Origin of the sequence: Acinetobacter sp. BIGb0196 (genome assembly GCF_011759595.1) — a bacterium.
Taxonomy (GTDB): Bacteria; Pseudomonadota; Gammaproteobacteria; order Pseudomonadales; family Moraxellaceae; genus Acinetobacter; species Acinetobacter guillouiae.
Window position 1 is genome coordinate 1114814 of sequence record NZ_JAAOZA010000002.1, and the last position, 16338, is coordinate 1131151.

13 protein-coding genes are annotated in these 16338 nt (G+C 39.9%); 8 read left to right on the top strand and 5 right to left on the bottom strand.

From position 1 onward, the window contains the following. Positions 1-35 precede the first annotated feature (35 nt). The 3 genes from upp (at position 36) to FHR28_RS17955 (ending at position 2612) form a co-directional block, all read left to right on the top strand. Entirely contained in the window at positions 36-671 is a 636-nt protein-coding gene (gene upp, locus FHR28_RS17945) for a uracil phosphoribosyltransferase (RefSeq protein WP_004722821.1), read from the top strand. A 61-nt stretch (positions 672-732) separates the two neighbouring features. After that, positions 733-1806, top strand: coding sequence for a hypothetical protein (locus FHR28_RS17950; RefSeq protein ID WP_166783207.1), 1074 nt, complete (start codon positions 733-735; stop codon positions 1804-1806). A gap of 59 nt (positions 1807-1865) precedes the next feature. Then, positions 1866-2612: an excalibur calcium-binding domain-containing protein gene (locus FHR28_RS17955; protein WP_166783208.1), complete on the top strand. Its 747-nt coding sequence runs from the start codon at positions 1866-1868 to the stop codon at positions 2610-2612. Positions 2613-2976: 364 nt separating this feature from the next. On the opposite strand, the gene gigC is transcribed toward FHR28_RS17955, so the two are convergent. Next, positions 2977-3858, bottom strand: a complete 882-nt coding sequence (gigC, locus tag FHR28_RS17960) for a LysR family transcriptional regulator GigC (RefSeq protein ID WP_004722815.1) — start codon at positions 3856-3858, stop codon at positions 2977-2979. A gap of 82 nt (positions 3859-3940) precedes the next feature. Here gigC and FHR28_RS17965 point away from each other — a divergent pair, with 82 nt between their 5' ends. Next, positions 3941-4702 carry a ferredoxin--NADP reductase gene (locus FHR28_RS17965; protein ID WP_004722813.1) on the top strand — a complete coding sequence of 254 codons (762 nt, stop codon included), beginning with the start codon at positions 3941-3943 and terminating at the stop codon, positions 4700-4702. Between the two features lie 99 nt (positions 4703-4801). On the opposite strand, the gene thiO is transcribed toward FHR28_RS17965, so the two are convergent. Next, positions 4802-5938, bottom strand: a complete 1137-nt coding sequence (gene thiO, locus FHR28_RS17970; protein WP_166783209.1) for a glycine oxidase ThiO — start codon at positions 5936-5938, stop codon at positions 4802-4804. A 158-nt stretch (positions 5939-6096) separates the two neighbouring features. After that, on the bottom strand, positions 6097-7110 hold the full coding sequence (gene hemB, locus FHR28_RS17975) for a porphobilinogen synthase (protein WP_016539219.1): 1014 nt from the start codon (positions 7108-7110) through the stop codon (positions 6097-6099). 99 nt (positions 7111-7209) lie between these two features. On the opposite strand from hemB, the gene FHR28_RS17980 reads away from it, so the two are divergent. From FHR28_RS17980 to FHR28_RS17995, 4 genes are all read left to right on the top strand, one after another. Continuing rightward, entirely contained in the window at positions 7210-7743 is a 534-nt protein-coding gene (locus FHR28_RS17980) for a thioesterase family protein (RefSeq protein WP_004722808.1), read from the top strand. A gap of 326 nt (positions 7744-8069) precedes the next feature. Then, entirely contained in the window at positions 8070-9227 is a 1158-nt protein-coding gene (locus tag FHR28_RS17985) for an HlyD family efflux transporter periplasmic adaptor subunit (RefSeq protein ID WP_004819348.1), read from the top strand. Between the two features lie 6 nt (positions 9228-9233). Beyond that, entirely contained in the window at positions 9234-10760 is a 1527-nt protein-coding gene (locus tag FHR28_RS17990) for a DHA2 family efflux MFS transporter permease subunit (protein WP_166783210.1), read from the top strand. Positions 10761-10904: 144 nt separating this feature from the next. Further along, complete coding sequence (locus tag FHR28_RS17995; protein ID WP_004819352.1) at positions 10905-11198, top strand: cold-shock protein; 294 nt, start codon at positions 10905-10907, stop codon at positions 11196-11198. A gap of 177 nt (positions 11199-11375) precedes the next feature. Here the strand turns inward: FHR28_RS17995 and FHR28_RS18000 are convergent, their stop codons facing one another. Both FHR28_RS18000 and metH read right to left on the bottom strand, forming a co-directional pair. After that, on the bottom strand, positions 11376-12107 hold the full coding sequence (locus FHR28_RS18000) for a Fic family protein (protein WP_004722801.1): 732 nt from the start codon (positions 12105-12107) through the stop codon (positions 11376-11378). Between the two features lie 309 nt (positions 12108-12416). After that, positions 12417-16106, bottom strand: coding sequence for a methionine synthase (metH, locus tag FHR28_RS18005; RefSeq protein ID WP_166783211.1), 3690 nt, complete (start codon positions 16104-16106; stop codon positions 12417-12419). Positions 16107-16338: the final 232 nt, after the last annotated feature.

The window sequence follows — 16338 nt, forward strand, 5'->3', positions numbered from 1 at the left end:
TGGAAATTTACTTTTATCCTTTTAGGTGTCCTCCCGTGTCTATTCAAGAAATTCGTCATCCACTTATTCGTCATAAATTAGGTTTATTACGCCGTGCTGACATTAGTACTAAGAATTTCCGTGAACTCGCTCAAGAAGTAACCATGCTTTTAACTTATGAAGCAACCAAAGATTTACCTGTGTGTGATCATGAGATTGATGGCTGGAACGGTAAAGTCACAGTAGACAGAATTGCGGGTAAAAAAATCACTGTAGTGCCGATTTTACGTGCTGGTATTGGCATGTTAGAAGGTTTTTTAAATCTCATCCCAAGTGCTAAAGTTTCAGTTCTCGGTTTAGAACGTGATGAAGAAACCTTGGAAGCACGTACCTATTATAAAAAATTGGTTCCAGATGTACAAAATCGTTTAGCCATGATTATTGACCCGATGTTGGCGACAGGGTCTTCTTTAGTTGCTGCAATTGATGTATTGAAAGCAAGTGGCTGTAAAGATATCCGTGTTATGGTTTTGGTTGCAGCACCTGAAGGGATTAAACGTGTTGAAGCCGCACATCCAGATGTAACGATTTTTACCGCTTCAATTGATCAAGGTTTAAATGAACAAGGTTATATCGTGCCAGGTTTAGGTGATGCTGGAGATAAAATTTTTGGTAGTGTGCAAAAAGATTAAAATTTAGTATGATCAAAGGAGGCTATAGGGGGCCTCCTTTTTAATGATAAGAGAATAAAAAATGTTTAGGAAAGGGACTGTTACCTTTTTCGATAATGATTTAGGGCAAGGTCTAATTGAATTAAGTGATCATCATCAACAAGTTGTTTTTAAATTAGAAGATTTCTCAAATCAATTGCTTCTTCCTCAAATTGGTGAGCGGATTAAATGTGTCGTTTTAGAGCAGAGTGATGGTTTATTTGCTAAATTTATCGTGCGTTTAGATCATAAAAATTATGTGAATGATAAAAATAAGTCCTCTATTCCATATCTTTATTCAGAAAATGCCTATGAACATATTAGAAATGTTCGCAAAGCGCTGAAAAAGAGAAGGGGATTGGCTGATGAAGGCTTATTGAACCCCCAAACGAAAACTCAGGCTGAGCAAGCCGTTTTACCTGACACTATTCTAGATATTAACTTAGTTGTAGCAGATCAAAAAGTAACAGTTATTGAACCCATTCAAACAATAATCAATAATCCAGCGATTGAACAAAGGGACGGAGACTTAAATCAAGCCAAAGAGATTGAACCTGTAACGCAAACACAAGTTGACCTTTCCGTTAAAGTTATCCAGAATACTGAATTGAAAGACGAAACTCATACATTTGATAACATTAAACCCGTTGAAGAAATTCATGCAATTGCTGTTGTCGATGTGGGTGAGGCGAATCAAAACATTGAAATTGTGGAGGGGGATCAGAGCCCCACGTTGCTGAGCTCACTAGATGTGGTGGAGAATGGTCAAAATTTTAAAGGGGATAATTTATATTTTAACAGCCAGATTGATCGGCAGTTGCTTGAAAAGCATATGGATTTAACTGCATTTCAACGTTTAATTCAAAAGTTGAAAGTTAAATTTCTATATTCCAAACGCAAACAAGCTGTAAAGAAAATTCGATCTGAAAAACGCATGACATTGAATCCTTGGGTGGTGATCGTCGCTGTGGTGATATTCATTGCGGTAAGTTCTGTAATGTATGCAATGGATCGTTATAAGCAGTACAAAGTTGAGGCTGAAATGAGACTTCAACAATATCAACAAGAACAAAAGGACAAGATCAAACAGCAGAAACGAAAGGCATATTCACACTAAACATCTGAAACGAGTTGAATATATTTTACGATTCATACTTATTTTAAAAGAGAAGTTATATGTTTTATTTGGGGCAAATCATTGAATATCATCATGATAAAGGTTACGGACTTTTATTGGATCATAATTCAGCGCAATCTGTAATATTTTACATCGCTGATTTTCCAAAAGAAGGTGGTCAGCCGAAAAAAGGGGAAACCATAAAATATGTAATCATCAATGCACATGGAACATTGAAAGCACATCAAATGATTCGTTTAGATGTTGCGATGAGTAATGATTTAAAAAATAAGAAGATCAATATTGATAAGCAAAAAAATATTTTAAGACGAAGCAAAAATGAAGGGCAGAAATTCGGTTTTATGTCTGTGGTGATTTTGGTGATTGTTTTTGGTTTCGTTTATTTTAGCTTTGCCACATGGAATCAATACCAAACCTATCAGGAAGAACAACATGCTAAATTTGCGCTGTTAGAACAACAACAGAAGCAAATCGTTGAGCAACAGCGTAAAGAGATTGGTTATGTCAAACCGGTAAAGTTTAGTGAAAAATCTCAAAATGCTTTAACTTTAAATAGTCATCACCATTCAGTGCAAAAAGAGGATGAAGCAGAATCCGTACAAAGCAACACAACTGTATCGACAACAGCATCAACGGCAAAATCACCTTATCAATGCGATGGTCGTACCCATTGCAGTCAAATGACATCTTATGATGAAGCGGTATTTTTTATTAAAAATTGCCCCAATACACAAATGGATGGTAACCATGATGGTCGACCATGTGAACGGCAATTTGGTAAATAGCTTTTAAGTTAAGAATGAGGGTCTGATGATAATTCGTATACGTTTGCGACTGGGTGTGTTTTTTAGGCGATACTAGGCGCGAAGTATGAAATTTAGTCATTCTAAATGAATAGTTCGCAACAACGTAGCGGCAAAAAATACGCTAGTCCCCCGCTGCGCCTTGCGCTGCAAACAAAGCAGTGCTTTGTTCTTGCTCAGGGTTGTGGCTAAAATTATCTCAGCCTAAATTGAAACTCGAGAATAGCCTCACTATTTTCATTCATGCATTACGACGTATACATCTCCTACTTAATTTTAATCTACAACCTAAACGATTTATGAAATGTCAGCAGACCCTATAAAAGCTCCAAGAGGAGCTTTCGTTTTAACCATTTTCACAAAATTTTAGGAAGGCTCTTAGGCCCGGTCCTTGGTACTTTTGACGATGTACCAGCATATATAGCGGGCGAGCAAGTTGCCAGAATGGTGTATTTAAAATCACCAATTGTCCTTTGTCGAGCAAAGGCTGAATTGCCAATTTAGAAATACAGGACATTCCTAGACCACCAGCAACAATTTTTAAAATCGCTTCATTATGACCTAGGGTTAAGCGGATATTGGCATCTTCAAGATCTTTTAGAATGGCATTGTCAAAGACTTCACGTGTTCCAGAACCTTCTTCACGTAATATCCATTCAACATGCTGAAAGTCAGACTGTTTTAATTCACGATGTAAATTTGCCAGTGGATGATTAGGCGAACAACATACCGCGAGTTCGTCATCGCGCCAGTGAATACATTGAAGTTGTGGTAGGAAGCATGAACCTTCAATCAATGCCAAATCGAGTTGGAATTGGTTGACTGCTTCAATCATTTGGCGGGTATTGCCGACTTGGAGCTGTAAATGCGCTTGAGGTTGAACTTGTAAAAAGTTTGCCATTAAGTCGGGCATTAAATAATCACTGATGGTCAGTGTTGCACCAATCCGTAAATCAATACTTTGTAGTTCACCTTTGGCTGCTTGTTCAAAAGCCTCACAGCGACCTAAAATTTCTAAAGCTTGAGGAAGTAAGAAGCGACCAAGATCATTAAGCTGTAAGCGCTTACCAAGACGATCGAAAAGCGGAGCACCCAGTCCATCTTCTAAATCTGCCAAAGCCATACTTGCCGCACTTTGAGTCAACCGAACCGCATCACTTGCTTTGGTCACGGTACCTTCTTGAGCGACAGCAACAAAAACCGCCAACTGGCGTAAAGTCATTCGCATAAGTAGAGCCTTAACATTTTAATATTCATAGATTATATAGTCATGCTACCATGAGGACTATGTTTCATGCCACGAAGAAATCATGTCAATTGAAAAATTTAGCATAGAAAAGGTTTTGTCTGTTCAGCGTTGGACCAATACACTTTTCAGTTTCACCATGACTCGACCTGCCCATTTTAAGTTTACCGCAGGGCAATTTGCTCGCATTGGTTTAAAAGTGGGTGATGATTTGGTGGTAAGAGCATATTCCGTGGTTTCATCCCCATTTGATGAAACACTCGAATTTTTTTCAATCGTTGTTCCTGACGGTGCATTTACCTCCAATTTACAGCATCTACAAGTCGGTGATGCGCTTTATTTGGAAAAAATCCCCTATGGATTCTTAACTTTAGCACGTTATCAATTGCCACTGCCTAAAGATTTGTGGTTATTGGCAACGGGCACAGGTCTAGCGCCTTTTATTTCGATGCTACAAGATTTTGAAACTTGGTCAAAGTACGAAAAAATCAACTTGGTGTATAGCGTAAGAACTGAATCTGAATTGGCTTATGTCGATCGGATCGAAGAGATTGCCCAGCTTTTTGGTGAGGGGCATACAGGTTTTAAATTTATCCCGATTGTTACGCGTGATCCCAATGCAGCCTTGCATGATCGCTTACCAATTTTGATTGAAAATGGTGAATTGGAAAAAGCCGCTGATTTAAAATTCAATGCAGATACCACTCATGTCATGCTATGTGGAAACCCACAAATGGTAGATGACACCAAAGCCGCATTAAAAGCCCGTGGTTTAACGATGAATCGTCGTGGTGAAGGCAATATTGCTGTAGAGAATTATTGGTAAATCACTGGATAGGCATCAGCAATTGTATCAATCGTTTTAGATGAGAGAAGCGGCTAAGCGTCTTCTCTTTAATTCTTTCATGCCAAAACCAAACACTTTTTAGCTAAAAGATGATTGCTGAGTGAGTGGTGCGTATGCTGTTAATCGCTCGGTTGAATAAGCTTTTGCATCAACACGTGTATCTTGATTGAGCATCAATTGTCTTAATAGCTGTGCTGAAGCCGGTCCCATACATAAGCCATTACGATAATGTCCAAAATTTGCCCATAAATTATTCAGTTCAGGCATTTTTCCAATATATGGAATGCCTGTCGGTGAACTTGGACGTAATCCTGCCCATTGCTTGACGATGGGGAAGTTTGCCAATTCAGGGACCATTTCGATACAGGCTTTATAAATATTTTGTTGTGTTTGTACATTTGGACGCTTATCAAATCCGATATGGTCCATGCTTGAACCGCATACGATATGACCATCTAGGCGTGGGATCAAATACATGACATTGTTCATACACATGGTGGGTAACCAGTTTTCAGGGGTTTTAAATAACATCATTTGTCCCTGAACAGGCTCTACTGGGATCGAAAGCTGTAATTGATCTGCCCAGCAATTTGACCATGCACCCGTTGCAATCACAAATTGGTCTGCGACAAAATGTTGTCCATTGGCACTTTCAACAGACTGAATTTTTTGATTTTGAATATTAAATTTTTCGATCCATGTATTTTCATACACTTCAACTTGAGGGTGTTGTTTGAGATAGCTGATCAGTGATTTAAGAAGTCGCGGATTTCTAACATTGGCTAAATGTGGAAAATAAATTGCATGTTGAAACTGTGCTGAAATATGGGGATTGACGGTTTCAAGCTGCTCTCTTTGCAGGTATTCACAATGCTGCATGGGGTCTTGATGTTGGTCTTTATAATTCAGTCCAATCTCAAAATCTGCTTCGTCAAAAATTAACATTCCCGTGTCATGGATTTGAAAGTCTATCCCTGTTTTAGGTTGTAGTTTCTCATTCCATTGTTGGTAAAGTTGTTTGCCGTGTTGTGCCAGATGATTGACTTCATTGGGATATCTCCACGGATACATGGGTGACAGAATACCGCCACCCGCCCATGAAGCAGCATGTCCAGCATGTTGTTGATCGAACAGGGTGATGGTGCAGCCTTGTTCAACAAGCTCAAGCGCGCTGAGTAAGCCACTTACTCCAGCACCGATAATGGCGATATGCATTGTGTATTCTGTACCAATTTAGAATTTTAATCCCCACCTACAAAAGCAATACTACTTATCTTTTGAAAGAGGGGACTTTCCGTCCACGGCTGAATCAGTAATGGACGCTTCCTTTTTTTAAAGGTGAGGAACCATAAGTTCTGCAAGGGAGGAATGATTTACTTCATCTCTTTTAACTGACGTGCTGCATCTTCCGCATAATAGGTCCAAATACCATCTGCACCTGCACGACGGAAGCACATCAATGATTCCATAATCACGCTTTCAGATAACCAACCATTTTGAATGGCTGCTGCAAGCATGGCATATTCACCACTGACTTGATAAACAAAGGTCGGGACACCAAAGGTATCTTTAACTTCACGTACCACATCCAAATATGGCATACCTGGTTTGACAATCACCATATCCGCACCTTCTTGAATATCGAGGGCGATTTCATGCAGTGCTTCAGCACGATTACCGACATCCATTTGGTAGTTATACTTATTACCACCTTTTAGGTTGGATGATGAGCCAACTGCATCGCGGAAAGGGCCGTAGAAACTAGATGCGTATTTTGCAGAGTACGCCATGATGCTGGTATAAATAAAATCGTTACTTTCTAAAGCTTGGCGGATTGCACCAATACGGCCGTCCATCATGTCACTTGGCGCGATCACATCTGCACCTGCTTCAGCATGGCTTAAGGCTTGTTTGATCAGGCATTGAACTGTTTCATCATTTAATACATAGCCTGTATCATCAATAATGCCGTCCTGACCATGTGTGGTATAAGGATCTAATGCACCATCCGTGATGAGTACCATCTCAGGTAGTTCTTTTTTTAACAACCGTAAAGTATTTTGAACTAAACCGTCTTCATGCCACGCAGCTTCAGCTGTTAAACTTTTGTCTTGTTGTGGTGTAACGGGGAATAAGGCAAGTTTTGATACACCAAGTTCTAATAGGGTTTCTGCTTTTTTCAACAATAAGTCTGCTGACAATCGTTGAACATTTGGCATACTTGGTACATCTTGGCTTTGGTTTTGTCCCGGAAGTACAAATACTGGATAAATGAGATGATCTGCCGTGAGTTGAGTCTCTCTTACCATTGCTCGAAGCTTATCGTTTTTACGGATACGGCGCATACGAGTAGCTGGAAAAGCAGGACGATTGAACGTATAAGTCATAACAATCTCGATGTTCAGTATTAAACTAGGCATATATTGTAGCCCTTTCATATATTTTTTGGGAAAAAGCTGAAAATTTTTCTCAATATTGGTTTCGAAATGATGATGAGTGATTCTTCTAAAACTGATTCTGCGCCTAGCGAATCGCAAAAAAAGTGGACTGGTAATTTACATTTAGGTGCGAAAGCAGATTTAAATGTGGTGCTTAACCAACTCACTAAAGCGTTTAATGGTTCGCCTTATTTTTCACATAACAATATGCAAATGCGTGTTGTCAATGATGAGATTGAAGGCTATATCGAAATGAAACCGTATTTGATTGGCAATGTCGCATTTCAAATTTTACATGGTGGTGTGGCCGCGACATTGCTGGATAGTATTGGTGGAATTGTGGCAATGGGGGAGCTGTATAAACGTGCAGAACCAGACCAATTGCCAGACACATTAAAGAAAGTTTCTCGTTTAGCGACAGTCGATATGCGTGTGGATTATCTTGCACCTGGGCGCGGTGAATACTTTATTGCCAAAGCTGAAACCTTGAGAATGGGGCGTAAAGGTTGCACCATGCGTATGACCATGTTCAACAATGAAGGTAAGGCGATTGCAACAGCCATTGCTTCTTATGCCTATTGATCAAGCTGACTAAGTGTACTAATCAGTACACTTTTGTATTCATTGTGTCAATATAAGCCAGTAAAATACATATTTTGCTGGCTTATTTTTTTTCAAAAAAATATGAATATCAATAAGATTGACCTCTTTTATAAAGATAAACTATAGAGTAATATTTTTATTCTCATAATATGATTTTTACCTGTAAAATTGGGCACCACAATTTTAAGAAGTTGACTTATTCAACCATCAAGCAACGTCATATAGATATGATTAAGCAGTTTTTCAGTTTATATCTCCAAAATGCAAAGATGTTTTGACAAGTCCAAGTAAGCTAGGAACATGCGATGACTGACGCGCAAACGACGAATGCCTCTCCAAATGATGAAAATCAAGCGCAAGCGGATTTGGAAGCCAAACAAAAACGTAAAAAAATGCTGAAGATTTTTGCCATTATTGTTGTTGTAGCTGCAATTCTATATGCAATTTGGGCTTTTATTTTTGGCAATATTGTTGAAACGGACAATGCCTATGTCGGTGCTGAAACTGCTGAAATCACCTCAATGGTCAGCGGACAAGTTGCTGAGGTTTTGGTCAGTGATACTCAACAAGTGAAAAAAGGCGATGTACTTGCGATTATTGATAATCGTGATGCAAAAATCGCTGTTGCAGAAGCTGAAGCGGCGTTGACCAAAGCCAAGCGTCAATATACACAAAGCTCGGCAAATAGCAGTTCATTGTCCTCACAGATTTTAGTCAGTGCAGATGATATTAACAGTGCCAAAGCACAAGTGGCACAAGCCGATGTGGCATATCAACAAGCACAGCAAGAGTTTGCCCGCCGTCAGCAGTTAAGTGCGACAGGTGCAATCTCTAAAGAAGAATTTAGCAAAGCACAAAGTGCTTTAAACAATGCCAAAGCAAATGTCGATGTGGCAAAAGCAGCATTGGCGCAAACAGAATCTAAGCGTAAAGCTGCACAAAGTAATTTAGATGCCAATGAAGCTTTAATTCGGGGGACCTCACAAAGTTCAACCCCTGATGTATTGGTGGCTCAAGCTAAACTTGATCAAGCACTTTTAGATTTACAACGTACAGAAATTAAAGCGCCGTTAGATGGTGTGATTGCCCGTCGTAGTATTCAAGTGGGGCAACGTATTGCACCTGGGACAAGTTTGATGAAAGTGGTGCCTTTGGCTGAACTTTATGTGGATGCAAACTTTAAAGAAAGTCAGTTGCAAAATGTGAAAGTTGGTCAGAAGGCAACCCTCACTTCAGACCTCTATGGCAAGAAAGTAGAGTATCACGGTACGGTGATCGGCTTTTCTGGTGGTACAGGTTCAGCATTTGCGTTGATTCCTGCACAAAATGCGACAGGTAACTGGATTAAAGTGGTTCAACGTCTACCTGTACGTATCAAACTCGATCCTAAAGAGTTGGCTGAGCATCCATTACGTGTGGGTTTATCCATGAATGCTGAGGTTGATACCTCTTCAGCGAAGTAATCACTTATGAATACAGCAACGTTTCAAAGTGAGCTTAAAGGTGGGCGTTTACTTCTTGCCGCCTTCTTTTTAGCACTTGCCAATTTTATGGTCGTACTGGATATGACCATTGCCAATGTTTCTGTGCCCCATATTACCGGAAGTTTAGCAGTATCAAGTTCTCAAGGGACTTGGGTGATCACCTCCTATGCCGTTGCTGAAGCCATCTGTGTACCTTTAACCGGTTGGCTTGCAGGACGTTTTGGTGCTGTTCGGGTATTTACCATCAGTTTAATTGGATTTACCACATTTTCAATTCTTTGTGGCTTATCCAATAGTTTGGCGATGTTAGTGATCTGCCGTATCGGACAGGGTTTATTTGGTGGTCCAATCATGCCACTTAGTCAAACTTTGTTGATGCGTATTTTCCCACCCGAAAAGCATTCCCAAGCAATGGGGATGTGGGCAATGACGACGGTTGTTGGACCGATTCTAGGCCCTATTTTAGGTGGTACGATCAGTGATAACTGGTCATGGCATTGGATTTTCTTTATCAATATTCCAGTGGGTGTGATCTGCGCTGTTGGGGTGATGCGTCTATTAAAAGTTGCTGAAACACCGATTGCTAAACTCCCGATTGATACCATTGGCTTAACGCTGCTGATCGTTTGGATTGGCGCATTACAGTTAATGCTCGATTTGGGGCATGAGCGGGATTGGTTTAATAACAGCTTTATTTGTATTTTGGCTGTGATTTTGGTGGTTGGATTTATTGCCTTTTTCATCTGGGAATATTATGAAAAACATCCCATCGTCAATATACAAATTTTCCGATACCGTGGTTTTACCATCGCAACAATCTCATTGGCTTTTGCCTTTGCTGCATTCTTTGGCAGTATTGTGCTTATTCCACAATGGTTACAGCTTAACTTGGGCTATACCGCATCTTGGGCAGGTTATCTGACTGCGACAATGGGTTTTGGTAGCTTGATGATGTCGCCTGTGGTTGCCAAACTTGCGACTAAATACGACCCGAGAGCCTTGTCCAGTTTTGGGCTGATGATTTTGGGTGGCGTGACATTAATGCGTTCATTTTGGACCAGTGATGCTGACTTTATGGCGCTGGCATTACCACAGATTATTCAAGGTTTTGCGGTACCGTTTTTCTTTATCCCACTGTCTAATATTGCTTTAGGTGTGGTACGTCCAGATGAAGTGGCTTCTGCTGCGGGTTTGATGAACTTTATGCGAACCATGGCAGGGGCAATTGGTGCATCTATTGCGGTGACCATTTGGGATGATCATACCAAGCTGGCACGCAGTGAAATCGTGTCGACCATGCATGTTGAGGAAACTCAACGTAATTTGGTCAACAGTGGTTTTAGTCCTGAAATGGCGTTGGGTACCATTTCCAACTTGGTGGATAAAGAGGCTTTAACGCTTTCGGTTAATCATGTGTTTTTGATCTTTGCGATGATCTTTATTTTCGCAGGATTGATTATTTGGTTATGTCCAAAACCAAAAGGTAATGTTGGCGCAGGGCATGCACATTAGAATTTAAGTTGTATAGAAGCCTACTGAAAAGTGGGCTTTTTTATGGCTGCAATGACAACAGATCAAGACAAATTTTTGCTATTTTATCTATTGATCAAGATCAGGGTATAATACACCGATTGTGTACCGCGATGAGTAATATGTATGAAGCCTGAATTCCAGCAAGGAAAAATTAAACAATACGATGCCGATAGAGGGTTTGGCTTTATTGGTGGACTTGAGCAAGATATTTTCTTTCATATTTCGGATTTCCCGCTTGCAGAGGGTGAGCCAAAGCGAAATGAAAGAGTTAAATTTATCGTTGTTGAAAATAACGGCAAGTTAAAAGCAACCAAAATTGAGCGTGTTGAAGATCAATCAGCAAAGGCTAAAAAGACCAGAATTGTTGAAAACAATAAGTCGATTACCAATAATTTGTTGTCTAATTTTAGAAAGTAATAGGTATTTGGATTCAAGGGGCATTTGATTTAAATGCCTTGTATCTCTAAAAGACCAATTAAAATTAATGTCTTGCTATCTATCTATTGGCATTTGTGTCTGAACAGGATCAGGGTAAATAATTGGGTCATTCCATCCTGAATGATCCTAGCGATTATAGTGGATAAGGTTTCCCTCTTAAATTCCTAAAATCATCTGATAGGGTTTAAACCCATCCAATACGACATCAGCAATCAAATGAATAAATGGTCCAGTATTATCATTCGCCATCCATTGATCTAAAGCTTCATAGTAAGCTAATCGATTTTCTACAGTAATTACACTTGGTGGATAACCCGCTTTAAGCAATTCAAGGTTCATCAATAAGCGAGATGTGCGACCATTTCCATCAACAAAGGGATGGATCGCTACAAAGTCTGCATGAACTTTGGCTGCTCGTTCAACCGGATGTAATTTATGAGCATCACGATTATACCAATCAATAAACTGAGCCATTTTATCATTGAGCAATGTGTGGTCTGGTGGGGTAGTCGTAGCACCTGAGATTAAGACATTTTGTTGACGGTATCGCCCAGCATTTTCATCATCAATATTTTTTAAGATGAATTGATGAATATTACGAATTTGCCATTCTGAAAAGGGTTCTTGTCTTTTGATAATATCTTCAACATACAAAATTGCATCACGATGATTGATCGCTTCAAAATGCTCTCTTAATGCCTTACCACCTATCGTAATTCCTTCAAGGACAACCTTGGTTTCTAACAAGGTTAAAGTATTACCTTCAATGGCATTGGAGTGGTAAGTCCAACGTAATATGAGATCTTCGTGTAGATTTTTGACAATTGTAGATGAAAGAGGTCGATGCTGATCTAATTTAGCTTTTAAATCATCAATGATCTCAAACATGTTTTATCTCTACAGACCAAATAAAATGATCATACATGAAAAAATGATTGCAATAAAATCTAACCGCTACCTCTATCATTCGCTGTATGGCGAGCAGATCTATTGTAGGCATTAGAGTCGTTAATTAAAGTATTCTTTGGGTTCTTTAATCATTATAAAATTCAATTATTTAAAAATTTTTTAATAAATTGTTAAGGATTTAAAATCAACTTTTTCTTGAAGGGAGGAATCTATCAAGCCTCCCAATTTATGTACAAGTCCCTCTTTAATAAAAAGGGACTTGCTCTTATTTTATAAAAGGGTTTCGAATTAAGAAACTGAATCATCCAAATTCGGTGCTAACCAACGCTTCGCTTCATCCAAAGTCCAATTCTTACGCTTTGCATAATCTTCTAGCTGATCCAACGCAATTTTACCCACGTTAAAGTATTCAGATTGTGGGTTGGCATAGTAGAAACCACTGACACTTGATGGTGGCCACATTGCAAAACTGCTGGTCAATTGGGTACCAATCTTATCCGTGGTGCCTAACCAATCAAACAAAGACGCCTTTTCAGAATGCTCAGGGCAAGCTGGGTAGCCCGGTGCAGGACGAATACCGACATACTTCTCTTTGATTAATTCTTCATTAGAGAGTTGTTCATCTGCTTGATATCCCCAGAACTCTTTACGAATACGTTCATGCAAATGTTCTGCAAACGCTTCAGCAAAACGATCACCCAATGACTGAGCAAGGATGGCCGAGTAATCATCCCCTTTGGCCTTATACTCATGCGCCATTTCTTCCGCACCAAAAATTGAAACGGTGAAACCACCCAAGTAGTCTTCGGCTTGTGCTTTGGTTGCAACAAAATCAGCCAAAGACAAATTCGGTTTACCTGTGACTTTATCCGATTGCTGACGAATATGCTGGAAGGTATGGGTTACAGATTGACCATCTTCGCTAAACACTTCAACAGAGTCTGCGGCTGAACGGTTTGCAGGATAAATCCCAAAAACGGCACGCGCATCGAAACGTTTATTGTCAATAATGTCTTTTAGCATTGCCTGAGCTTGATTATATAAATCAGTTGCAGCTTCACCGACAATCTCATCGTGTAAAATTTTCGGGAATTTACCTGCCAGACTCCAAGAAATAAAGAATGGCGTCCAGTCAAAATATTCCACCAATGTATCAAGTGGATAATGGGTCAAGGTTTGCAAACCAATGAAGTTAGGTTTTACGGGTGGATTGGCGGCAAAGTCAATTTTTAGACCATTTTCAATGGAATCTGTATACGACAATTTAGCTGCTTTCGGTTGCTTATTGGCAATACGTTCACGTACTTTTTCGTATTCAGCACGATGTTCATCGACAAATTTAGGTTTCATTTCAGGAGACAGTAGGGTGGTTGCAACACCGACTGCACGAGAAGCATCGGCAACATAGATCACTGCATCATTTGAGTATTGCGGATCAATTTTTACTGCGGTATGTGCTTTCGAAGTGGTTGCGCCACCAATCAACAGTGGGATTTTAAAACCCTTGCGTTGCATTTCTTTTGCAACAAATACCATTTCATCAAGTGATGGGGTAATCAAACCTGATAAGCCGATAATATCGACTTTCTCATCAATCGCAGTCTGTAAAATTTTCTCGCAAGACACCATGACACCAAGGTCAACAATGTCATAACCATTACACCCAAGCACAACACCAACAATGTTTTTACCAATATCGTGTACATCGCCTTTTACAGTCGCCATTAACACTTTACCTTTGGATTGGCTTCCTGTTTTTTCAGCTTCAATGTACGGGTTTAACCATGCTACGGCTTGTTTCATCACGCGTGCAGATTTGACCACTTGAGGTAAGAACATTTTACCTGAGCCGAATAAGTCACCGACCACATTCATACCGTCCATCAATGGACCTTCAATCACATCAAGTGGACGTTTAGACTTTAAACGGGCTTCTTCAGTATCTTCATCGATAAAGCTAGTAATCCCTTTGACTAGCGCATATTCAAGACGCTTTTCAACAGGTTCATTACGCCATTCAAGGTTTTCAACCTGTTTTTGGGCAGCACTTTGACCACGGTACTGTTCAGCAACTTCAAGCAATTTTTCAGTTGCATCTTGACCACTTTCGCCTTGGTTTTGGTTAAGAATGACATCTTCAACAGCGGCTTTCAGCTCTTTAGGAATATCATCATAGATGGCCATTTGACCCGCATTGACAATCCCCATGGTCATGCCTTGTTTGATGGCATAGTAAAGGAATACAGAGTGAATGGCTTCACGAACAGGTTCATTGCCACGGAAAGAGAAAGACACGTTAGACACACCACCAGAAATCATGGCATGTGGTAAGTTTTGTTTAATCCAGCCTGTTGCTTCAATAAAGTCCACAGCATAGTTATTGTGTTCTTCAATCCCCGTTGCGACAGCAAAAACGTTCGGGTCAAAAATAATGTCTTCCGCAGGAAAACCGATTTCATTCACGAGCACATCATAAGAACGCTTACAGATTTCACGTTTACGTGCGGCAGTATCTGCCTGACCGGTTTCATCAAATGCCATCACAATGACAGCTGCACCATATTGACGGCATAAACGTGCTTTATGGACAAACTCGTCATAACCTTCTTTTAAGGAAATCGAGTTAACAACAGGTTTACCTTGTACACATTTTAAACCTGCTTCAATGATTTCCCATTTAGAGGAGTCAATCATGATTGGCACTTTAGAAATTTCAGGCTCAGATGCAACCAGATTTAAGAAATGTACCATCGCATTTTGCGAATCGAGCATTCCTTCATCCATATTGATGTCGATGATTTGCGCGCCTGAAACCACTTGTTGTAATGCAACATCAAGTGCTTCGGCAAAGTTTTCTTCACGGATTAAACGGAGGAATTTTTTAGAACCCGTGACATTGGTACGTTCACCGACATTGACGAACAATGAGTCGTCATAAATATTAAATGGCTCTAAACCACTGAGGCGACATGCAGGCTTGATGTCAGGAATTTTACGCGGTGGTATGTCTTTGACCGCATTATAAATGGCACGAATATGGTCAGGTGTTGTACCACAACAGCCACCAGTGATATTGATCAAACCACTTTCAGCAAATTCTTTTAAGAAGGCTGCTGTTTCTTCTGGTGTTTCATCATAGCCACCAAATGCGTTCGGTAAGCCAGCGTTTGGATGCGCTGAAACAAAAACATCGGCAACATCTGATACAGTTTTGACATGTGGACGCATGGCATCTGCACCCAAGGCGCAGTTAAATCCAATCGACAATAAATCGCCGTGACGCACAGAGTTCCAGAATGCTTCTGCAGTTTGTCCTGTTAAGGTACGACCAGAAGCATCAGTAATTGTGCCGGAAATCATCAGTGGTAATTCACGACCAAGCTGTTTAAAGACTTCTTTTACCGCAAAAATTGCTGCTTTACAGTTTAAGGTGTCAAACACCGTTTCAATGAGAAGGATGTCTGCGCCACCTTCAATTAAAGCATGCGTGGCTTCAATATAATTTTCTTTGAGTTCATCAAAGGTAATGTTACGAAATGCTGGATCATTCACATTTGGTGAGATAGAACAGGTACGTGATGTTGGCCCCAATACTCCAGCAACAAAACGTGGTTTGTCAGGGGTTGAGTATTTTTCACAAGCAGCTTTGGCAAGACGGGCAGCTTCAAAGTTAATCTCATGGACTAAATCTTCCATGTGATAGTCAGACATTGAAACCCGTGTGCCGTTAAAGCTATTGGTTTCAATAATATCAGCACCAGCATCTAGGTAAGCTTCATGGATGCCTTGAATAATTTGTGGCTGAGTTAACACCAAAAGGTCATTGTTGCCTTTTAAATCAGATGCCCAGTCAGCAAAACGCTCACCACGGTAATCAGCTTCTTCCAGTTTATGGCGTTGGATCATAGTTCCCATTGCACCATCAATAATTAGGATGCGTTTGGCAAGAAGCTCTTTTAACGTGGTAAGCGTGGACATTAAAACTCTCAATAAAATCGGATTTTAAAAATAGCCGATATGTTATCAGAATGTAGACTTTCAAGGTACCAATCTTGACACACTTCCTGATGACAGATTTTTGATCTAGACAATTTAAAAAAATTCAAATAATTCATTCTAAAAAATCATGCATTTAGGGGAATACATGATTTTTTTGCACAAGCGTAAAAAAATGTTGAAACCCTAAGCTTAAGTGTTAACTTAATCACAT